The following is a 20827-nucleotide window of genomic DNA, read 5'->3' as shown; positions in this document are numbered from 1 at the left end:
GTACGACCATCACGTGGACGTATGCAGATGCCAGTGGCAACACGAGTACGCAAACTCAGGATATAGTGATCGAGGATGTGACTGCTCCGATTCCTGATGTGGCTACATTGGCTAATATCACTGCGGAATGTGAAGTAGTGAGTCTAACGCCACCCACAGCTACAGACAATTGTTCGGCTACAGTAAGTGTTGCCCATAACACTACCTTACCGATCACGGAAAGTACGACCATCACCTGGACGTATGCAGATGCCAGTGGAAATACCAGTACGCAAACTCAGGATATAGTGATCGAGGATGTGACTGCTCCAGTGGCGGATGTATCGGTATTAACGGACATCACTGCGGAATGTGAAGTAGTGAGTCTAACCCCACCCACAGCTACAGACAATTGTTCTGCTACAGTAAGTGTTACCCATAACACTACCTTACCGATCACGGAAAGTACGACCATCACCTGGACCTATGCAGATGCCAGTGGCAACACGAGTACGCAAACTCAGGATGTAGTGATCGAGGATATGACTGCTCCGATTCCTGATGTGGCTACATTGGCTAATATCACTGCGGAATGTGAAGTAGTGAGTCTAACCCCACCCACAGCTACAGACAATTGTTCTGCTAAAGTAAGTGTTACCCATAACGCTACCTTACCGATCACGGAGAGCACTACGATCACCTGGACGTATGCAGATGCCAGTGGAAATACCAGTACGCAAACTCAGCAGGTGGTCATTCTTGATTCACCTTTAGCACAAGTAACTTTTGAAGATCAGGCTTATGTTTATGATGGAACTTCCAAATCATTAGAACTATATAATTTACCTGACGGGGCTATAGTAACCTACTCAAATAATGAGCAAACTGAAGCCGGCGTTTATGAAGTCTCTGCTCTTGTTTCATTACCAAATAAAACCTGTCCTAATCAAACCTTTACTGCAGTACTTACAATAGAAAAAGCACCTCAGGAAATTACGTTTCCTTCACTTGATCCAGTAAGCTTAGATTCAAGTGCTGACTTTCAGTTAGAAGCTACAACATCCTCAGGCCTGCCTATAATTTTTAGCTATACATACTCTACAAGTGTTCCTGCAGCATTAGTTACTCCAACTGGGTTTGTGAGTTTGGTACAATCAGGTCGTATTAGTATAACAGCTACTCAGGCCGGTAATGAAAACTACCTTCCGGCAGCCGAAATTACTCAGGATTTAGTTGTAACAAGTGGTGATGCTCGCATAACCTCTCTGACTATTGGAGAAACAGAATATACTGATCCAGAACCATTGACAGTTCATACACTTGATTGCGGATATTACGTAGACGAATTGAAAATCTCATACGAAACGGAAGCTAATGTAACTGGCAATATGCCTAATACATTTACATTAGATGTTTCTAGACCCGGAGTATACCATGCGACTATAGTAGTTACCTCAGAGGATGGTAAAACATCACGAACTTATAAGATTGAAATTATTAAACATTTCTTTTTTGAAGATATCGTGGTTCAGAAATTTAACAATACGCTATTAGTTAATAACAATCCTGAGACCAATGGAGGTTACCGTTTTGTTTCCTATACTTGGTATAAAAATGGGCAAATAATAGGTGATGGGCAATATTTCTCAGAAGGGGACGCCGTTACAGATTTATTAGATCCTTCAGCAAATTATCGTGTAGAACTTACTACAATAGATGGGGATGTATTAAGTACATGTCTATTCCATGTAGAGTTAAAAACCAGTGGTAAGATATATTTGGCTCCAAATCCGGTACAAGCAACGGGATCTGCAACGCTGTTTGCAGATTTCGACAAGGAAGAATTGAAAGATATGAAAGTGTCTATCTTGAGTATAGGAGGGACTTTAATAGATACATTTTACACAAGTACTTCAAGATCTACGATTCAAATGCCTGTCAATATTCAGGCCGGGGTTTACCTGTTAGTTTGTGAAACTTCTAAACAAACACAATCCATTCAATTTATTGTATACTAAACCAACAATTAAGATGAAAAGTTTGAAATGTAAAAAAAGGGAAACACTTAACAGCCTAAAAATAATAAGTCTTTTGATCTCGCTTAGTACAATATCCTTGAATGCACAAAGCATCAATGAATTTACTTTGGCGGTTAGTGGTCCGATGGCAATTTTGAAGTATGATAATATAAATCATAAAACCGCTTTGAATGATGGCATAGGACTGGAGCTGGCCTATGGTAGATATCTTTCGGATCACTGGAGCCTTAGATCAGGTGCTGCATTACAAACCTATAGAGGTAATGCAGGGCTTGATATTATAGAAGGAGCGTATGCTACTCAAGATTCAGAAGCAATATCTTTTGAGTTTCGATATCAATTTGATAATTATCGAGAAGAACAACGAGCTAAATATATTCAAATCCCGCTGTTGCTTCAATATGAAGGTAATGGTTTTAGTCGTTTTTTTGCTACGGTTGGCGTTAGGTTAGGTTTTTTGACCGATAGCAATTATAAAACAGAAGCTGAAGAATTGAACACGGCGGGTTATTATGAACAATATGATGTTTTATTACAAGCTCCCGAGTTTGCTGGTTTTGGTGATTTCGGAAAATATGCATGGGAGTCAAACGACTTGGGGTTACAAACGAATATGATACTTAGTTTAGAAACAGGTATGAAATTCTTAATCTCAGAAGCGAGTTCATTTTATGTTAGTGCATATATAGATTATGGTTTAACCAATTTACGCTACGAAAATTATGCAAACAAACGTTTGCTCGACTATATTGCAGATGAAAAAGTTAGTCTTATAGCAAACAGTATTTTGACCAGTCCAATTAGGAGTATTGACGCTATTAAAACGCTATCTTTTGGTTTTAAGCTGAAATATGGTTTTGGATTTTAAGTAAATTTGATTAACCGTAAAATTCAAGCTAACAGTAATTGATTATCAATATAGATTTAAGATCAATTCGGATTATTGATAAATCGATGTGCGATTTTTATTTCCAGATCCCGTTCGCCTTGGGCCTCGTGCAATTGTATAACCACCCGGTTATTGTTACTCAAGGAAAACTTGGGTAACACGTAGACAAACCGGACGCGTTCTCCTTTTTTTACCTTGCTGGGAAACTGATGTTTGTACAGCGGCTGTTTTACAATGCGCTGGGATGATTTTCGTTTTCCTTTAGCACGTGATTGCACAGCTACCTCTAAGAAGTCCACATCATAATCCAATCCGGATTTGTTTTCAATCTCAAAAACAAAATACAGATGTTCCTTATTAAACACGATGTTTTTGGTGGTAAGTTTGATACCGTAATTACGTTTGGTAAGATGTCCTAAGCGTTGTTTGCGTTTAAGCAGTTGTGCACTTACCGCTTTCATATGGGATAGGGGTATTGCTGCAGTTGGTTTTAATGTAATTGGCGCAGAAGCGGCTCTATTTTGGACTTCTTGTCCAATGCGCTGCTGCGGTTCTACAAAATAATTCACTCGGGTAAGCTCGGCTTTATATTTTATGATGTAGGAGTAGATACTTCCATCCGTAGTGATCACCAAAAGGTTACTCTCCTTACCGGGTTGAGCTTGAAGTAAACCGAAATATTGCGGGATATCCCGGTTAAAACTGAACACAAAAAAATCTGAACCTACAATTCCTTGTCGGATGGGTGACGGGAAAAACAAGGCTACATTTTTGGTTTCATTGGCATACAGCGTATCCAATACAATGGGGGACTCGTCGAGAAGGCTTTTGCTGTGTCCAGACAGGCTAAAGAGTGCGAAGATACAGACGGAAATATAGGTGTTGAGCGTTTTCATAGGAACTGTTTATTTGATTTTTAAAAGCATGCGGTAGTTGTTGAGAACGGTAACTTTGACATTGCGGTTATCGCGTCGCAGTAATTGAGAAATTCCGCTGACTTGCGGCAGGCTGGGAATGTTGATGTCCTGAAGTACATCATCCATAACTTCCCGGCTTGCCTGTGCTCTGAAATTGTTTTCTACATAAATTCCCTCTAAACCGTCTTGCAAGTCATAGGCTACCAAGGTAACCGGGTGGTGATGGATTTGCTCAATAGTTATAAGGGCTCGATTGGGCTGAAAGCTGATCGTACCAAATACCAGGGTGTTCTTGGGGATCTTCCTTCCCTGTAGGCTTACCGATGCTGTAAGGCGTAATCGTATCCTGGAATTGGCTTTAACCACTTGATCTCCATCTACAACGGCCTGAACCACATGAGTACTGCTTGTATTGATTGGTGTAGTTTTAAGGCTTGTCGAGGTTGCTGCAGCAAAAAAGAGTTGGTGCTCTAACCCCAATTCCTGACGGACCACCTGGCGTTCTTGTTGCTGTACTTCGGGACTTGGTTCAGCGGGTATATGCTTTTGATTTGAAGTCCTTGCATAGGTCTTGGATTCTTGATCCCCATAGACCTTTTGATTGGCGCGGTAGATGCTATCCACTACGCGCTCTTTTTCTTTTTCAGCATATTCCGGATCATAATACCCCAAAGAATCCAATAGGTTTTCATCATAGATACTCGGTGCAGTTTGTGCTTTGACTTCTTTGAGATCGTTTAATGCATCGAGTTTTGAATCGTATTCTATTTGTTCCTGCTCTAAAGCAGGAATCTCCGTGTGAAGCAGTTGCTGTTCTTCAGGATCAGGCTCTGTAAGCAGTATTCCATAGCATATCAGGAAAATCACGATCACTGCAAGTATAGCGGCAAATACAACTTTGTTTTTTTCAATTTTCATAAACTTGGTTTTAAGAATTACTCTTGGGAATCGATCTTTTGCAGGCGTTGTTCAAAATAATCAGTGATCAGTAAGCCGTGGGGATTATTGGGGAAATTACGCGCCACATTGATCAAGCTCCCTGTAGTCACCAATTGATAGGTATCGGTTACGGTTCCCCGATTGATCTCGAAAGTAAGCGTGGTGGTGAACTGTATAGGACTGGCGTTGAGATTGAGTTGTGAATCTACTTGAAGTACGCGTTGCACCAAGGAATATTGGATGAGTCTATTGTACACCCCATCGGCACGTTTTTGTTGATATACCTGGTCTACACTGCTATTGCCCAGCCATAAGGCTTTGTCTAAATTCTGTTTGTAATTACTGGCATCGATATTATAGAAGTAGCGGTGAAACAGATCTAAATGTGCAAGCGCCTCTACTTCCAGATACTCTTTTTGAGCAATCAACTTTAAAGGGATAACCTCTCCCGAAGTACTGATGGCAAAAGCTGAGGATGCAAACTTTTGATAGCTAGTATAGAGCATCCATCCAGAGAACAGTACACAAAGCGTGGCCGAGATCATACAGCTTAATACAATGATGCGGTTGATCTTTAAGACGGCATAAATTTGAGCATAGGGTGTTTTCATAGTACGAGTGTTATTGTGTGAACAGACGCAGGGTGAAGGAGGTGGCACGCCGGTAGAGTTTAAACTTGAGAAATACGATAAAACCCACGGAACCGAATTGCACTACCGGAGCAAAAAAGCCTTCCATATAATCAGTTCCAAAGAGCTGCTCCCAGAAATTTTCATTGATCTCTGTGTATATCGCATTGATAAAGATGTTCACCAAGAAGAAGGCGGGAACCAACATATATACTGCAGCATAGAGTTTAAAAAAGCCGTAGGCTAATGACCGAAATTTTTCAAACACCGACAGACTCAATACCAAGGGGAAAAAGGCTTGCATAATACCGAGAAGGAAAAAGCGCTCTGCTAGAAATAAAGGGTAGATAAACAGGTCCAAAATCCAAAGGATGATACTCCCGATGAATGCGAAGATTTTAAATCCAAACAAAGGCGTGACTAATGCTTCATAAAGTAATGACATGGCCGCCTTGGTGGCTTCTAACATACCTACCTCTTCTTCAATAGGGATATCCTGCATTTGCAAAGGCAAAAGGGCAGGAGCGGTATCTCGGTATTGAGATTCAACTGCAAGCAATATACTGTCAAAGAAACCCAAGATCTGTGTAGAGAAAATGACTAGTAGGACTATAGCAAAATTCTTAGCCAATTCCTGAGGACGCAATCCCCACGTATATCCTTCCTTATCAGCAATTCCTTCGTTGTATTGCTTTAGGATGTTGATCAAAAAGAAGAGTACAGCCAAGGTTTTAATTCCTGTTATGGTGAATTGAGAGAAGGGACTGTTTTGAATGGTTTCAAAAATGGTATCCACATACTCCAATCCAATTCCTAAAATTAGCAGCGCGTTCATCTTTAGTAATCGGTTTTACGGTTATTGATTTTATCCTGCATTTGGCGAAAGGAAATAATAGCTCGATAGCGTTTGGTCTTGATGTCGATCTCGGCCACCATTTCCTGAGATTCTTCTTCTTTTTCCTTAAGGATCTGCGCACGCTCGCCATCAGACATTTTTAAGTAGTTGCTGGATAGAATCTGATCGATAAAGTCCATCGTCTCTAAAGAGTTGTCTACGATCTGATTGAAGGAGTTGGTAATGCGTGTGACTTCTTCAGCTTTGATGTAGGGTGAGTTTAGGATACTGTGCAACTCGTTTTGCATAACCTTGATCAGTCGCGCATTATTGCGTCCGATCTCTCGTACGGCTTTGAGTTGGCGTACGACCGAATTTACTTTTTCCAAATTCTCTTTCTGTTGCTTTAAAAACTCCACCGTTTTTAATAACTGACTGGTTTGCTTGGCAGATTCTACCAGGGATTTAACCAGGCTTACAAAATTGGTGTTATCATATACCGGCATCCCCTGAGCCGTAGCACGGCCAGGCAAAAGAAAAAGCACTATTACTATTAGCATCGAGAATTTTAATGGATATTCTATTTTCATAACTCGTGTTTTTGATTGATGAATTCTTGTATGGCCAGTTCCATATTCTGCGTACGCGTATAAATACTCATAATCGCTTCGTGTTCTTCCCCATCCGTGAGATAGGCTGCATAGACTTCCGGAGGTACTTCAAGACGGAAGATGTTACTCGATTTTCCAATTTTGATAAAGATCTCGGTGTATTTACGAGCGCCTTTCAAATTGTTTTTGATCGAATGCAACTGGTTGCGATCGTGACTGGATAGATTCAGGCGTTTGATCAATTCTTCGTAGCCTTTTTCGTTATTTAGGCTATAGAGGACCTGTGTGTTTTCTAATATACTTGCCGAAGTGGCATTGGCAGGTAGTTGATTGATAGATTGTAGAATGATACCAATAGCTCCATTTTGCTTTCGAATAGCCTGATAATAGAACTCCACACTTTCCAGGACATTCTCAAACTTGAGCTGTTTGGCAAACTCGTCAAATAAGATGATTCCGCGTTCTGCTTTGTTCTGCCATATGGTACGTTGCACAGCCGTTTTAATAAGCTTGAGCATCACCGAAAGGATTTCTTTGTTATCCTTGACTTCGTCCAGTTCAAAGATGATCAGACGCTTATCTTCAATTTTATAGGTTTGGTCTTCCGTGATTTTAAAGAGGTAACTGTAAAGTCCGTCACCTACATATTCAGACATCACATGTAGAAAGCCCTGAAGATCAAAATACTCAGGATGAATGCTGAGCGCTTTCATTATGGATACGCCCTGGTCTTCCAGAAATGTGTAAAATCCGGAGAGGGAATGCTGCTGTGGAACCACTTCATAATAGTGTAACAATAATTTTTTTAGGGCTACTGCTTGAGATTTGCCTATAGCGGTAGCGGAAGCATACAACTCAAAAAGAAAAGCACATAGATCTTCTAAGCGTTCTGAGGTGAGATCCTCTTTATGTTCAATAAAGAAGGGATTGATCCCTAGATTAGAACCGGCTTCATACCGCAAAACGATATGATCCTCGGGATAAAGTTTAGCGAACTTCGTATACGAGCCTCCAAGGTCAATGATGACCAGGCGTACCCCTTGCTCAAAAAACTGTCTAAGAATATTATTGGCCAGGAAGGATTTTCCCTCGCCTGTAGGGGCAAATATGGCAAAATTCCGTGCTTTGATTCGCTTTTTACGGGCGTCCCAAACATCTTTAAGTACCGGCAAATTGTGCAAGCGATCATTGAAAAGAATACCCTGTGAATCGCTCTTGTAGTTGGTGGTGTGATTCAGCAGACATAGCGCGTGCTTTAAATCGGTCACATAGAGATCCTGATCGGAAAAATGCGAAACAAAACCACAATAACTGTTGAGGATATAATGCTTCAATGCATCGCCTTTCGGATAATAGGGGAGTAGGTCCAGTTCTTTAAACTCCGTCTTGATTTTAGCTTTTATTGCATCTAAAGATTTTAAATGTTTAGCCCAAAAGATCACGTTGAGCTGCCCCCGGATAACGCGTGAGGTTTCATCGGTATTGATCTGCTGCAAAATGTTCTCGATCTTAGTTAGTACTACTTTGTTTTGTGACCCGAAGTTGGAGCTCTTCTTGAGCTCATCTACCTTTTTATCCAGAAGTTTACGCCACTTATGCTTATCATCAAGCACTATGATTTGATTGACAATATGATTTTCATTCAATCCGAGGCCAAGCCCCTCAATAAAGCCTTGATGAAATACAAAATCATCTGAGGTAAACGTGTCATTGATGATACTGGTTTGTACCCCTTCTCCAAAACACAGCTCACTATTGACGGCCAGCGCATCAAAATAATGATCACCAATCACCACTTGATTGTTGGCTAATAAAATGTCGGTGATCACCTCTTTATTAAAACCATTGAAATAGGCTTGGGTCATCGCCGTAATAGCAGTTTCCTCAAGCGGTTCAAAAACCATTTTACGGCTGTTATTGATAAAGGCAATAGCATCTTCAACAGCCGCTTTAAAATGGAGTAGAGCATCGTCCAGCTGCTGGGGCGTGTTTTTAGGTGCTTTTTGGAAGGGATTAAGATATCGCGCATTTGAAATGGATTTGTTTTTGGTGAGAATGAAGAATAAGTAACAGCGGTGGGTGAGTTGCTGGCGTCCTTCAAAATGCTTTTTGGTGGCTTGCTCTAAAAAGCTGGAATTCGGAAGCGCATCTGCTGAATAGGATCCCTTTTGATACACATCCTGTTTGTGAATGATGGTTCCTGCAGGTAAGGTTTTTAAGGCTTGAAACCAACACGCATGTAGGGCTTCATAGTCCTTTTCCGACAACGAATACAGCTCGGGCAATTCCCCTTGATAGCAGAATACCACATCGCCATTACTACTAAAAAGGAGGTGTTGCTCCAGGGCTACTATGGGTTGAATGGACTGCATATTACAAGGTGTTATAGGTGAAGTTAGACTTGGGTTTGTTGCTTAAATGCTTCGGGAACCGGGATCCCAAAAAAAAGATCGACTTGATGCGCTCCAGATTGAGCAGCACTACATAGAGTCCGGCATTTAATACCGGTACTCCAATGACCATAAGAAGACTAAAGGAAAAGATGATGATCATTAGCGAACAAAGGATGCTACACATCATAAGGGCAAACAAGGAAAGCGGGAGGCCAAAGAGTACCGCCCGTTTCCTGATGTTTTTATAGACTTCATACTTTTTCATAAAGCGGTGCTTGATCACGTTTAATGACTTAGACTACAATACCTATGAGGTAGGAGAAGATGCCCACGACACCACCGGCTATCAGTACAAAGACTAAAACCCGGGTAATTCCTTTTTTGAGATCGGCATTCTCTCCAAAGAAATGACCGGCGTTAAATAAGAAGCCTACTAAGAAAATAACGCCCAGAATAATCGGGAATACAGCACGGATGGTGTCGGAAACATCATTGACAGAATCTTCAATTCCTCCAATCTGCGCAAAAGCAGTCGTGGAGATTAAGGCTAAAACAGCGAATAGATAACTTGATTTTTTCATAAGAGTTCGTTTTTGATTTGTGATGATTTGATGATGTTGAAAATTACTTATTTTTGTATTTAAAACACTGTAAATCAAATAATTGTGAATAAAATATTATTTATAATCCGCTGGTTTTAAATGCGTTCAATTGCTATCAAATCCTATTGAGTTTGCCCTACATCCTGTTAATAACTTGAAAACCAATTTTTAAAATGAAGCTCCAAAACGTCATAATACTCTGCTTGCTGGTTAAAAGTTGTGTGTGTTTTGCGCAGTCCGTTCAGCACCCATTACAAATTGTAATTGACCCTGGACATGGTGGGAAAGATTCTGGTGCAGTAGGAAAAAATGGAGTACTGGAGAAGGATCTTGTGTTGCAGATAGCGAAACAGTTGACACGTAAGGCTAGCAGTTTTGATCACAAACCGGCACAATATTATTTAACACGGTATGCTGATACGTTGATCAGTCATAGGGATCGTACAGATCTAGTCAAACGACTGAAGGCCGATCTCTTTATATCCTTGCATATTAATGATGCTCCTAATGCAAACGCCCAAGGAATTGAAGTCTATGTTTACGATGGTCCAAGTGAATACCGGTGGGAATCTGTTTGGTTGGCCTATACCATTCAGGAAAAACTTGCAGCCATTACTCGGCAAAAGAAAAGAGGGGTGAAGTTTGCCGACTTTCAGGTGTTACGGGATTTAAGCGATAGTTGCCCGGCAGTTCTCGTGGAGTTGGGGTTTATAAATAGAATTTTTGTAAATATTGGAAACAATTAAATAATATTAAAGGTTGTTATAGAAAGGTTTTAAATTAAAATAGGATGTATTTGACGCTAAATTTTTAAAAGCAAAACCTGTTTCATTAAAGACTCCTTTAGAATATCTTTAGAATGAAACCTTAAATTTATAGTCAAATAATTTTGATATGAAATTTCTAGTTGCCGAGGACGAATACGACTTACAGCAGGCTATTATTAAATATTTAAGTCAAGAAGGAAATATATGTGAATCAGCTTCTGATTATATCGAGGCATCGGAAAAGATCGATTTATATGAGTATGATCTAATTATCTTAGATCTCAATTTAGTTACAGGCAGTGGCTTAGATTTATTAAAGCAACTTAAAAAAAATCATAATAGAACAGGGGTGATTATTATTTCAGCAAATAATTCTCTAGAAAACAAACTCGAAGGTCTAGACTTAGGTGCTGATGATTATTTAACCAAACCCTTCCATCTGGCCGAACTAAATTCTCGTATTAAAGCTGTGCTTAGGCGTGGAAAATTTGATGGTGAAGATGTGCTTGTTTTTCAAGAAATAAGACTTGATACAAACTCGCGAACAGCTTTCCTCAATGAAAAACCGATTACCTTGACTCGCAAAGAATATGATTTATTATTATTTTTCATTACAAATCAAGGGCGTGTTTTGAGCAAATCAATTATTGCAGAACATTTGTGGGGGGACGATAGTGATATGCTTGATAGTTTTGACTTTATATATGTTCATATAAATAATCTTCGAAAAAAGTTAACCGCGGAAGGAGCTAAATATATTCAAACAGCCTATGGTTCCGGGTACAAATTTATAGCTAATTGAATTGAAAAAGAACGGTACACATTTATTACAAAAAGCAACAGAAACTTTTCTTAAAAATGGAATTATCATAATGGTGATTTCGGGCGTGGTTTTGTTTTTTTCAATCAAAATATTGCTTGAGAGTGAGATTGAGGAGGAGCTCTACTCGAATAAGAATAGAGTGGAACTCATACTTGAATCAGATCCAGAGCATCAAGGTATACCACCGGTAATAGAGGTTGAAAAGGTAAACAGAGACCAACAACGTGTTTTAAATGATACATTGATATATGATCCCTTACAAGATGAGATTGAACTTTTTAGACAATTATCACAAACCAAACTAATTAATGGTCAGCATTATAAAATTACAGTTAGAGCGATGGTGATCGAGTCTGAAAATATATTAGTCGCCATTGTCTCTACTTTTTTGATAATAATCCTGTTGGCGTTTTTATTCCTTTTTTATTTTAATACCAATCGTAATAAAAAATTATGGGAGCCTTTTTTTATAAATTTAAATAAGATCAAATCGTTTTCTATAAAAGAAAGAACCGATTTAAACTTGATTGATTCTGGAATCATTGAATTTGATGAACTAAATAAAGAATTGAAAGCGCTAACAGCTAAAGTATATTCAGATTATCAAAATCTCAAACAGTTTACAGAAGATATTTCCCATGAAATTCAGACTCCATTAGCAGTAATGCAAGCTAAAATCGATACGCTGGTTAACGCAACACCAATAAATCAAGAGCAATATCAACAATTTACATCTTTAGAAAATGACATTAGAAAATTGAAAAATCTCAATAAGCGTTTGATATTGCTTGCCAAAATAGATAACAATCAATTTGTTAATGATCAGATTATCTCTCTAAAACAAATATTTGAAGAGGCAATTGAAAATATGACAGAACTTAGTTCAGCAACATTTAAATTAAAATCTAATGCTGATCCACTTCTAAGAATAGATCCTACATTGGCAGTTGTCTTATGCAACAATTTGTTGTCAAATGCGATAAAGCACAATTATAAAGATAATGAAATACTAGTCGAAATAGAAGTAGATAACGTACAGGTGTTAAACCAAGGGAAAGCTCCTATTAATCATCCAGAACATATATTTAATAGATTCTATAGAGAAAGTAGAAATAAAGATTCTAGTGGATTGGGATTATCTATTGTAAAAAAGGTTTGTGAGCAATACGGATATTTACCATCGTATATGTTCAAAGCACCAGAAACCAAAGCCTCAATATTTGGGTATCATTGTTTTAAAATACAATTCTAAAAACTTCAACTTTAAACTCTCTTTAGAAAGCAGTACTATTTTAGTTAAAATTTTATACTATGAGGGTACTAGCAAGTCTCAAATTATTTTTCCTAATTCTATTTACTCCATATATTGGAGAAGCGCAAGAAACCGTTTTGATTGAAGGAAGTGTGACCGAAGAATCAGCGCAACCTTTACCCTTTGTAAATGTTATTTTAAAAAATCCGCAAGGTGAAACCATTAGTGGAACCATAACTGATGAGTTTGGAGCGTTTAGCTTAAGTAAAATTCCAATAGGAAATTATATTCTAGAGTTTTCATTTATAGGCTATGAGACCATACAGAAAAAAATTACTGCTGGCGGTCTCAATCCCATTTTCGACTTAGGAAAAATCCAGATGATGCCTTCGGCGGAAGCATTAACTGAAGTTCAAATCCTTGCAAAACAAGCTGCAGTAAGTGCAGATCTGGCTAAGAAATCGTTCAGTCTTGATGAGAATCTGGCGCAAGCTGGCGGTTCGGTTATGGATGTTATGAAAACGATGCCCGGTGTAGCCTTTGATCAGGAAGGAAAAGTAGTTTTACGAGGGAGTGATAAAGTGGTTATTCTTATAGATGGAAAACAATCAAGTCTTACTGGTTTTGGTAATCAAAAGGGACTTTCAAATATTCCGGCAGCAAATATTGAGCGTATAGAGATCATAAATAATCCTTCAGCGAAATATGATGCAAATGGTTTTGCCGGGATCGTAAATATTATTTACAAAAAGGAAAAACAGACCGGTTTTAATGGAGATGCAGGTCTTTCTTTTGGTCTTGGGGCTTTAGGTAAGCGTAAGTCAGATACACCTACAGATTTTGGAAGTTATTCTGTTAATCCTAAATTGATACCTAGTGTTAATTTAAATTACAGGACGGGTAAACTGAATTGCTTTTTACAAAGCCAGTTTATTATTCAGGAGGCTTTACCTAATAATGAATTTACAACACGTTTTTACGACGATGGCCGTAATATAATTTCCCAGATTCCCGAAAACCGAAAGCAGTTTCGTTCTATTATTTCCGGAGGAGTAGATTATCAATTGAGCGAAAGCGATATGCTTACATTTTCAGGGATGTTCGACCGGGAAAAGCATATTGATACCTCACAGGTTGCATTTATCAATCTCAATCAAAATACCAGAAATAGACTCTACACCTGGCAGGAAGAGGAGATCACTAGTTTCATAAATGCAGCAGTTAATTACAAACATAATTTTGAACAGGCCGGTCATTCTTTATCTGCAAATCTTCAATATACCCGTGGTTTAGAAGATGAAAGTTATTTCTTGAACGACAGCTCTGCTGTACGCGTTGGACGAGATAAAACGAATATTAGGGCTATAGAGTATACTACTAGTGGCTCAGTAGATTATACACGTGCTCTAAGCAGCGGTAAGATTGAATTGGGAGCAAAAGGCAGGTTTAGAAGATTGCCTGTAGATTATACGATTATGCGTGGTAATCAGTCTATTATTTATCCCAATTTGGGGGATTATTCCAAGTGGAGCGAAAACCTTTTCGGCGCTTACGTTAATTACTTGATGGAAAAGGAAAAATTTGACATTGAAGCCGGCCTGCGTGCCGAGCAAACCGAAGTCGCGTACACTTTAGATCCTCAAAATACCTATTATAATACTAACGATGCTTATGATTATTTTGAACTGTTTCCAAGCGTTCGATTTACTTATAAGTTGAATACAGAAAATAAACTTTCGGTTTTTTACAACCGAAGAGTAGATCGCCCTGGAGAACCCGAACTACGAATTTTTCCGAAATATGATGATCCTGAATTACTGAAGGTTGGTAACCCCTATTTAAGACCACAATTTACCAATACAGTTGAATTGGCACATCGGTATTCCTGGGATAATGGCTCATTATTTTCTGCAATTTATCATCGCAATATTGATGGAGCGTATCAGCGAATTTTTAGTATAGATGATAGTAACCCGCAATATGATATTGTAAATCGTATTTATCAGAATACGGGGCACAGCACAAATACAGGTGTAGAAGTGTTATTCAGTCAGGATTTAACAGATTACTGGAAACTAACTTCCAGTTTTAATGTGTATCAAAATGCAATTGATGCCTATCAGGGAACATTGTTGTTTCCATACGAGCGACCTTTTTTTGTAGAACAATCCCGTGATCTTGCCGGAGATTTTAAAATCACCAATACCGTTCAGCTTCCGATTCAGATGGAAGCTCAACTTACCGGTTTATATTATTCAAAAAAGAATATTCCTCAAGGTGAGCAATTGGCGCGGTACTCGGTAGATTTTGGGTTTAAAAAGTCCATCTTGGAAAAGCGTGGGGAACTCACACTTTCTGCAACAGATATATTTAACCGTTTTGGTCTAAGACAAAGACTAACCGGTGAGGGTTTTACCGCAGTTTACGAAAATTACTATGAGACTCAGGTTGTGCGTATAGGGTTTAATTATAAGTTTTAAAAATGAACTGATTGTTAGTGTTTTACGTTAAACTTCATTTTGCTCATCAAAAACATAGGAATACTCATGAAAATTTGACCCACTATCAATAAATCGAATATGCTATTGCAGCGCGTTTACGTCCCAAATTAATGACTGCACTTGCTGCAATAATGGCTCTTACCCCACTGGCATTGGGTATCGGTGCAGGTGCACAGTTACACCAACCTCTAGCCATAGCCGTCATAGGCGGTTTGGTATTTGCATTACCTCTTTTACTCATTGTGTTGCCTACAATTCTTAAACTTTTAAAAGAATAGGGAACTTTAGATTTCCTTAAACCCCTCTTTAGAATTGACTTGTAGTTTTAATATTGAATTAAAAAAATATAAATATGAAAACTTTAATTGCATCTATCAGTATCGCATTTATTTCAGCAGGGATTGTAAGTTTTACAACGCCACAAACAAAGGCAATTCCAGAAATAGTTAAAACCGCCTTTACTAAAAAATTTCCTTCAGTAAAAAAGGTTGATTGGGAAAAAGAGTCTGACTCAGAGTGGGAAGCAGTATTTAAAATGAATAGAATTGAGTATTCTGCAAATTTCACTACGGATGGGAAATGGCTTGAAACGGAACATGAGATTTCAAAAAATCAAATTCCACAGAAAATTAAAGCAGCTTTGGATAGCGAATTCAAAACTTATAAAATTGAGGAAGCCGAAATTTCAGAAACTGCTGCGGGAAGTGTTTACGAATTTGAACTTGAAAAAGGTGAAAAAACACTGGAGGTCGTTTTTAATTTAGACGGGAAAAAGCTTAAAGAAGAAGTTGTTGAAGAAGAAGATTAGTTCCTTTACAGTTGTTAATTGAGAAAAACGGCTGAAACACAAGTAGTTTCAGCCGTTTTTTTTATTTATCTGGCTTTCAAAAATCAACTTTAGATTTTCCAAAGAATTGAGTTTGATCTTTGATAAAACATTTGTAAAAGGTGAAGGTAAGTATCTCGATAGATTTAAAATATGCACTTTTCTTAGTGGCGGTAATGTCTTTTTTATTGTGGGATTTAGGAACATATGGACTTGCAGAGACGAGTGAAGCCCGTTATGCAGAAATCGCAAGGGAAATGTACCTATCTAAAGATTATATAAATCCTACATTGCTGGGCATTTTCCATTTTCATAAACCCCCTATAACCTACTATATCACCGCTTTAGGATATCATCTATTTGGAATTAATGAATTTGGAGCTCGTTTCTTTATGCAGCTAGCGGTGGTCATCCAACTAATTATGGTCTACTTGCTCACTAATCTTTTACTTAAGAATAAGAAATTGAGTTTCACTGCTGGTCTGATTTATTTTTCAATGCCCTTGGTACTTATATCGAGTAGAAACCTTACAACAGATGCCTACCTAACCACTTTTATTTTAGCCGCGCTTACCAGTTGGCAGTTCTATACCAATAAAGGAAAAATTCTTTTTCTGTATCTATTTTATATTCTTGTAGGCGTAGCTTTACTTACTAAAGGCCCAGTAGCTTTACTATTTATAGTTATCTATATTGTAGTGTTCAAATTGCTTATGAAGTCTGGATTAAGGATTACCCTACATCATTGTATAGGCTTTATTTTGTGTTTTGCTTTAGGAGCGAGTTGGTATTTCCTTGTTGCTTATCAAAATCCAAAATTGTGGGACTATTTTGTTCATAAGCAAGTATTAAGTAGAATAAATGCAGATGCTTTCAATCGCTCTAAACCTTTTTGGTATTATTTACCCATTGTTTTTGGATTGTTACTTCCTTGGTTGGTAGGACTTCTACCTAGTTTGAGGCGGAAATTAAAAAGACCCTTCAAACATCCTAAAGAACTACAGGTTTTGTGGATTTCTGTACTTCTCCTTTTAGCTATTTTTTCGGCATTTACCACAAAATTGATTATGTACATTTTGCCAGCTTTTTGGATGCTAGCGATCCTTATTGCTTTTACGCTAAGTACAGCTTCATTAAAGACGCGTAAGGTGATTGAGTTCACCTATTTTTTTCAACTATTAACATTAATGATAGGGATCTTTTTTTGTTGGTATCTCGAATATGATTTTCTAAATATCACGCAAATAGACGTATTCCTTAATTTCTGCGCAACCTGTATTGTCTTTGCTATTTTTTACCTTTTAAAAAATAAAACGTCATTAAGAACTCCAGTACTTGCTACCTGCTTTAGTCTAGTACTTCTTACTACAGCAAATGGAGCATTAAATCACAATAATGATTTGATTAATGCAATGCGTGATGAAGTGAGTTTTATCGAAGCTAAATCATTAGGAAAAAAACCTCAAATAATTGTTTATGATTATCTACTTTCTTCAATTCCGTTTTACAGTGGAACCTATCAAGTGACCCTCAAAGATTCGCATAATACAACAGACCGGGAGATACAGTTTCAAAATGGATTAGAATGGAAAAAAACTCTATTAGATGTGCATAATCAAGATAACTTAGATGATCTTAAAATACTGGCCAACCAGCAAAATACATTTTTATTGATTCGAAAAAAAAGAGGACTTAGTGAAGATTTATCCTTCCTAAAGAAGTCTTTCAACTCGAAGAAAACCACTGCAAAGTGGATCATTTTATACCACAGCTAATTCAATCTTTGATTTTAATACTTGTTTATGAAAATACCTTTTCATCATAATATAATTAGAAGTTCTTTCTTGATTTTATTTCTAGGTATCCAAACATTTAAGCTGATTGCACAAGACACTAGCGAGACGTTACCACAGGTAGGAACCACGCAAAAGATTGGAGATGTTATACTTTTTGTTTTACCCGTCGCAACTGCAGGAACCAGCTTGATAAAAGGAGATAATCAAGGAGTATGGCAGTTTACCAAAGGTTTTGTAATGACAGAGGCATTAACCTATGGACTAAAATTAAGTATTAATAAAACTAGACCTGACTTAAGTAATGACAATGCGTTTCCATCGGGACATACCTCTACTGTTTTCCATAGTGCAGGATATATACATAGGCGTTATGGATTTAAATACAGTATTCCTGCTTATGCTCTAGCAGGATTTACTGCAGCAAGTAGAATAGACTCTAAAAAACACGACATAGTAGATGTTCTTGCGGGAACAGCCATAGGATTAGGAAGTAATTTACTATCCACAACAGAATATCAGCAAAAGCATATGGAACTGAGCTATACGAGTTTTGATGGAAATCATATGCTGGGGTTTACCTATGAATTTTAAGTATTTATGAGAGCTACAGAGATATTAACTGCTTCAAAAAATTATTGTGAATCACTCATAAAACAAAATATTTGCAATGATTTACCGTTTCACAATTGGCAACACACACAGGAAGTATACCAAAGTGTAAGGGAGTTAGGGAGTCTTGAGAACCTTAACTACGACGATATGTTGGTGGTTAGTATTGCCGCATATTTTCACGATGTTGGTCAAATAAAGGGGCCTTCGGGTCACGAAGATAGAAGTGCTCATTGTGCAAGAAATTTTTTACAAGCCCTTGATGTACGTTATGATATTATTGAAGAAGTTAGTCAAACAATTAAAGCGACCTCATTATTAGAAAAACCTGATAATAAGGTGCAGCAGATTCTTCGCGATGCAGATTTGGCACACTTGGGTTTAGCCTCATTTAAATCAAAGAATGAAAAGCTAAGAGAAGAGTGGAAACTTTTAGGATTATTATCCTGTGATGATCTGGACTGGGTTCATTTAAATATAGAATTTTTAATTGAACATCATTACTTTACACAATCTGCAAAACAATTGTTTTTGGCAAAGAAAAATGATAATTTAAAGGATTTGTACCGCTTAAAGGAACAATTGGAAAACAATTTTAAAAAGGCGAATTAGTCTAAACGGTATTACAATACGAAAAGCATTACTCCTATAAAATATTTTAAGAATGGTATGAATATATGTTGACACTAGAAATTTTATGTTCAGCTTATTCCCTGAATCACTGATATGGAATACTCGGTGGTATCGAGTATCATTTTCTCTTATCTCCCGTTCCTTTATCAAACCCCACCAGATTGAACAACTCGCGCATTCTACTTCGCACGCGCAAGCCATAGCGCTCTTCGAGTTCGCTGGCATTGAGGTTGGTGGTAATGTGCGTTTTGATTCTGGACTTTAAAAACAGCTCATAGCGACTGCAAATGATTTCTCCCATCACATTACAGTCTTTGCCGTAATGCCTGCCTATGGCTTCTGTGCCCAAGTCATCAAAGCAGTAATAATGGGTATTCCCGTGTTCTTGGATGACTTTATATCCCAGATGATTAAAACTGAAGGTGATGTTGCGACAGGGAAGGATCTCATACTTTCGCTGATGCGGTACGAGGTTTCGTAGCAGTTTCATTAAACTGGTTTTACCACAGCCTACCGGACCGGTTAACAGCAATCCTTTTTTGGGATCAATGTGCATTTCCTGGCAGTTTTTGGGATCAGCGATAAAATAATTGCACAGCTTGAACAGCAACGGGCGGTCTTCCTCATAGATTTTAAAATGACTTCCCAGCAACATTTTGCCTTTGACTTCCAGATAAGCAAGCATCTTTTCGAAATCGTACACGGCCTTACGTCCCTGCATCGTACCGATCTCGTAGACCGTATCACCTTCGATAAGTTTACAGGGGTTCTCCATAGTTTTTCTGATTTTCAACTTGTAACGGATCTTTGAACTTTTGCGCTTTGCGTGTTTTTCTTTTTTCACCCGCAGCAATACTCAACTGCATCCAGTGTTCTGCAATAGCTTGCCAATCTTGAATGGCTTCCCCGTTGGAGGTCAGCCAATCGGCCTGATCGTAATGCAGTAAAAATGCGGCAGCTTCCTCCTCAGGAAACTTTTTAGCTTTAAAGAATTCAAAAACCGCCATGGCATGTTTAGGTTTGTTTGATATTGTTTTATCATGTTTTATATAACGATTCACTGCTTGGTGCACTAGTGTACTACCGGTTGGTGCAGTGGTTTGTGCATTACTTGGTGTAGCAGTTGGTGCAAAAATGAACATCTTGATTTGGCTCCCTTTAAATGGATTATGCGAGGGTTTATAGCTAAGATATTTCCATTTGTGCAAGTCGTTCATGCATTTCTGGTAGGTTCTGTTGGAACCTATCTTAGACATCCTGCATAATTCTTCCCGGTTGACATAAAATTGAGAGGAGAATCTGCTGACATTCCAAAATTGAAAGGCAGCCATATACAAACTGATATGCGAAGTGTTCAATCGATCATCGCTATACACTTTCTGGAACAGCGTATTCAAATGTTTGATATAATTCATACGCGCCGTTATTGTACTTTGCTGGAGTCCATTACTTTTTGGATATCTTCCGCATCATAGAAGATAATACCGCCCACTTTGTGAAAGGGCAATACCCCGTTGGCTCTAAGGTTTTGTAAGGTCCCGGGACTTATTTGTAAAAGCTCCATCACTTCTGAAGATTTTAAGTACTTCTTTATGCTGCCTTGTTGTTGGTGCTGTAGTAGTTTTTTGAATTCTTCTAAGAGTTCCATCTTAAAATAATACAGGTCTTCGGTGGTAATAAGTGTTGCTGACATAGTGTAGTTTTTAATAGAAAGGGGCCATCGGGTTTATCTGTTTTTGTTGACAGCCCCTATCTGGGTTTGACTTTCGTTCTACGAATTTGAATAG

The 20827-nt window shown here is 38.1% G+C and carries 22 protein-coding genes; 11 read left to right on the top strand and 11 right to left on the bottom strand.

All coding sequences use genetic code 11. From position 1 onward, the window contains the following. On the top strand, positions 1-1997 hold a 1997-nt coding region (locus WA338_RS10905), incomplete at its 5' end, for an HYR-like domain-containing protein (protein ID WP_336093323.1). A 13-nt stretch (positions 1998-2010) separates the two neighbouring features. Further along, positions 2011-2886, top strand: coding sequence for an outer membrane beta-barrel protein (locus WA338_RS10900; RefSeq protein ID WP_272984535.1), 876 nt, complete (start codon positions 2011-2013; stop codon positions 2884-2886). A gap of 62 nt (positions 2887-2948) precedes the next feature. On the opposite strand, the gene WA338_RS10895 is transcribed toward WA338_RS10900, so the two are convergent. Genes WA338_RS10895 through WA338_RS10860 form a run of 8 tightly spaced genes read right to left on the bottom strand, consistent with a single transcriptional unit; the run spans position 2949 to position 9812 of the window. Continuing rightward, positions 2949-3803 carry a DUF4138 domain-containing protein gene (locus tag WA338_RS10895; RefSeq protein WP_272984536.1) on the bottom strand — a complete coding sequence of 285 codons (855 nt, stop codon included), beginning with the start codon at positions 3801-3803 and terminating at the stop codon, positions 2949-2951. Between the two features lie 9 nt (positions 3804-3812). Next, entirely contained in the window at positions 3813-4742 is a 930-nt protein-coding gene (gene traM / locus WA338_RS10890) for a conjugative transposon protein TraM (RefSeq protein WP_272984537.1), read from the bottom strand. Positions 4743-4759: 17 nt separating this feature from the next. After that, a complete protein-coding gene (locus tag WA338_RS10885; RefSeq protein ID WP_272984538.1) occupies positions 4760-5374 on the bottom strand; it encodes a conjugal transfer protein TraK in 615 nt (204 codons plus the stop codon). 10 nt (positions 5375-5384) lie between these two features. Continuing rightward, the gene (locus WA338_RS10880) at positions 5385-6227 is read right to left on the bottom strand and encodes a hypothetical protein (protein ID WP_272984539.1); all 843 of its coding nucleotides are present in this window, start codon (positions 6225-6227) and stop codon (positions 5385-5387) included. A gap of 2 nt (positions 6228-6229) precedes the next feature. Continuing rightward, positions 6230-6787, bottom strand: coding sequence for a conjugal transfer protein (locus WA338_RS10875; protein ID WP_414671887.1), 558 nt, complete (start codon positions 6785-6787; stop codon positions 6230-6232). Positions 6788-6813: 26 nt separating this feature from the next. Beyond that, complete coding sequence (locus WA338_RS10870; RefSeq protein ID WP_272984566.1) at positions 6814-9225, bottom strand: TraG family conjugative transposon ATPase; 2412 nt, start codon at positions 9223-9225, stop codon at positions 6814-6816. Further along, the gene (locus WA338_RS10865) at positions 9212-9496 is read right to left on the bottom strand and encodes a hypothetical protein (protein WP_272984541.1); all 285 of its coding nucleotides are present in this window, start codon (positions 9494-9496) and stop codon (positions 9212-9214) included. Before WA338_RS10865 ends, WA338_RS10870 begins: the two co-directional genes overlap by 14 nt. Positions 9497-9524: 28 nt before the next feature. Next, positions 9525-9812: a hypothetical protein gene (locus tag WA338_RS10860; RefSeq protein WP_272984542.1), complete on the bottom strand. Its 288-nt coding sequence runs from the start codon at positions 9810-9812 to the stop codon at positions 9525-9527. A 194-nt stretch (positions 9813-10006) separates the two neighbouring features. On the opposite strand from WA338_RS10860, the gene WA338_RS10855 reads away from it, so the two are divergent. The 9 genes from WA338_RS10855 to WA338_RS10815 all read left to right on the top strand — a co-directional run bounded on the left by WA338_RS10855 (position 10007) and on the right by WA338_RS10815 (position 19019). After that, complete coding sequence (locus tag WA338_RS10855) at positions 10007-10579, top strand: N-acetylmuramoyl-L-alanine amidase family protein (protein WP_272984543.1); 573 nt, start codon at positions 10007-10009, stop codon at positions 10577-10579. A gap of 148 nt (positions 10580-10727) precedes the next feature. Further along, positions 10728-11402 (top strand): response regulator transcription factor, encoded by a 675-nt coding sequence (locus WA338_RS10850; RefSeq protein WP_272984544.1) that lies wholly within the window; start codon positions 10728-10730, stop codon positions 11400-11402. Position 11403: 1 nt separating this feature from the next. Continuing rightward, positions 11404-12675, top strand: a complete 1272-nt coding sequence (gene porY, locus WA338_RS10845; RefSeq protein ID WP_272984545.1) for a sensor histidine kinase — start codon at positions 11404-11406, stop codon at positions 12673-12675. Positions 12676-12734: 59 nt separating this feature from the next. After that, positions 12735-15155, top strand: coding sequence for a TonB-dependent receptor domain-containing protein (locus WA338_RS10840; protein ID WP_272984546.1), 2421 nt, complete (start codon positions 12735-12737; stop codon positions 15153-15155). A gap of 131 nt (positions 15156-15286) precedes the next feature. After that, entirely contained in the window at positions 15287-15454 is a 168-nt protein-coding gene (locus WA338_RS10835) for an efflux RND transporter permease subunit (protein ID WP_336093321.1), read from the top strand. A gap of 74 nt (positions 15455-15528) precedes the next feature. Further along, positions 15529-15984: a PepSY-like domain-containing protein gene (locus WA338_RS10830; RefSeq protein ID WP_272984547.1), complete on the top strand. Its 456-nt coding sequence runs from the start codon at positions 15529-15531 to the stop codon at positions 15982-15984. 140 nt (positions 15985-16124) lie between these two features. Next, positions 16125-17777 (top strand): ArnT family glycosyltransferase, encoded by a 1653-nt coding sequence (locus WA338_RS10825; protein WP_272984548.1) that lies wholly within the window; start codon positions 16125-16127, stop codon positions 17775-17777. Positions 17778-17804: 27 nt separating this feature from the next. Continuing rightward, positions 17805-18389, top strand: a complete 585-nt coding sequence (locus WA338_RS10820) for a phosphatase PAP2 family protein (protein ID WP_272984549.1) — start codon at positions 17805-17807, stop codon at positions 18387-18389. Positions 18390-18395: 6 nt separating this feature from the next. Next, the gene (locus WA338_RS10815) at positions 18396-19019 is read left to right on the top strand and encodes an HD domain-containing protein (RefSeq protein ID WP_272984550.1); all 624 of its coding nucleotides are present in this window, start codon (positions 18396-18398) and stop codon (positions 19017-19019) included. A gap of 139 nt (positions 19020-19158) precedes the next feature. Here WA338_RS10815 and WA338_RS10810 read toward each other — a convergent pair whose 3' ends face one another. Genes WA338_RS10810 through WA338_RS10800 form a run of 3 tightly spaced genes read right to left on the bottom strand, consistent with a single transcriptional unit; the run spans position 19159 to position 20733 of the window. Further along, the gene (locus WA338_RS10810; protein ID WP_272984551.1) at positions 19159-19815 is read right to left on the bottom strand and encodes an ATPase; all 657 of its coding nucleotides are present in this window, start codon (positions 19813-19815) and stop codon (positions 19159-19161) included. Then, positions 19799-20455 (bottom strand): hypothetical protein, encoded by a 657-nt coding sequence (locus tag WA338_RS10805; RefSeq protein ID WP_272984552.1) that lies wholly within the window; start codon positions 20453-20455, stop codon positions 19799-19801. Before WA338_RS10805 ends, WA338_RS10810 begins: the two co-directional genes overlap by 17 nt. Before the next feature lie 8 nt (positions 20456-20463). Continuing rightward, positions 20464-20733, bottom strand: coding sequence for a helix-turn-helix domain-containing protein (locus WA338_RS10800; RefSeq protein WP_272984553.1), 270 nt, complete (start codon positions 20731-20733; stop codon positions 20464-20466). Positions 20734-20827 lie beyond the last annotated feature (94 nt).

Source organism: Leeuwenhoekiella sp. CH_XMU1409-2 (assembly GCF_037029365.1).
Classification (GTDB): domain Bacteria; phylum Bacteroidota; class Bacteroidia; order Flavobacteriales; family Flavobacteriaceae; genus Leeuwenhoekiella; species Leeuwenhoekiella blandensis.
The sequence above is the reverse complement of the archived record's forward strand: the minus strand, read 5'-3'. Positions and strand labels throughout refer to the sequence as shown.

Excerpts from the sequence above, each read along its gene's own strand:
- WA338_RS10900 (WP_272984535.1), top strand. The coding sequence starts at position 2,011 with ATGAAAAGTTTGAAATGTAAAAAAAGGGAAACACTTAACAGCCTAAAA.
- WA338_RS10895 (WP_272984536.1), bottom strand. The coding sequence starts at position 3,803 with ATGAAAACGCTCAACACCTATATTTCCGTCTGTATCTTCGCACTCTTT.
- traM (WP_272984537.1), bottom strand. The coding sequence starts at position 4,742 with ATGAAAATTGAAAAAAACAAAGTTGTATTTGCCGCTATACTTGCAGTG.
- WA338_RS10885 (WP_272984538.1), bottom strand. The coding sequence starts at position 5,374 with ATGAAAACACCCTATGCTCAAATTTATGCCGTCTTAAAGATCAACCGC.
- WA338_RS10880 (WP_272984539.1), bottom strand. The coding sequence starts at position 6,227 with ATGAACGCGCTGCTAATTTTAGGAATTGGATTGGAGTATGTGGATACC.
- WA338_RS10875 (WP_414671887.1), bottom strand. The coding sequence starts at position 6,787 with ATGCTAATAGTAATAGTGCTTTTTCTTTTGCCTGGCCGTGCTACGGCT.
- WA338_RS10865 (WP_272984541.1), bottom strand. The coding sequence starts at position 9,496 with ATGAAAAAGTATGAAGTCTATAAAAACATCAGGAAACGGGCGGTACTC.
- WA338_RS10860 (WP_272984542.1), bottom strand. The coding sequence starts at position 9,812 with ATGAAAAAATCAAGTTATCTATTCGCTGTTTTAGCCTTAATCTCCACG.
- WA338_RS10855 (WP_272984543.1), top strand. The coding sequence starts at position 10,007 with ATGAAGCTCCAAAACGTCATAATACTCTGCTTGCTGGTTAAAAGTTGT.
- WA338_RS10850 (WP_272984544.1), top strand. The coding sequence starts at position 10,728 with ATGAAATTTCTAGTTGCCGAGGACGAATACGACTTACAGCAGGCTATT.
- WA338_RS10840 (WP_272984546.1), top strand. The coding sequence starts at position 12,735 with ATGAGGGTACTAGCAAGTCTCAAATTATTTTTCCTAATTCTATTTACT.
- WA338_RS10835 (WP_336093321.1), top strand. The coding sequence starts at position 15,287 with ATGACTGCACTTGCTGCAATAATGGCTCTTACCCCACTGGCATTGGGT.
- WA338_RS10830 (WP_272984547.1), top strand. The coding sequence starts at position 15,529 with ATGAAAACTTTAATTGCATCTATCAGTATCGCATTTATTTCAGCAGGG.
- WA338_RS10820 (WP_272984549.1), top strand. The coding sequence starts at position 17,805 with ATGAAAATACCTTTTCATCATAATATAATTAGAAGTTCTTTCTTGATT.
- WA338_RS10815 (WP_272984550.1), top strand. The coding sequence starts at position 18,396 with ATGAGAGCTACAGAGATATTAACTGCTTCAAAAAATTATTGTGAATCA.
- WA338_RS10810 (WP_272984551.1), bottom strand. The coding sequence starts at position 19,815 with ATGGAGAACCCCTGTAAACTTATCGAAGGTGATACGGTCTACGAGATC.
- WA338_RS10805 (WP_272984552.1), bottom strand. The coding sequence starts at position 20,455 with ATGAATTATATCAAACATTTGAATACGCTGTTCCAGAAAGTGTATAGC.
- WA338_RS10800 (WP_272984553.1), bottom strand. The coding sequence starts at position 20,733 with ATGTCAGCAACACTTATTACCACCGAAGACCTGTATTATTTTAAGATG.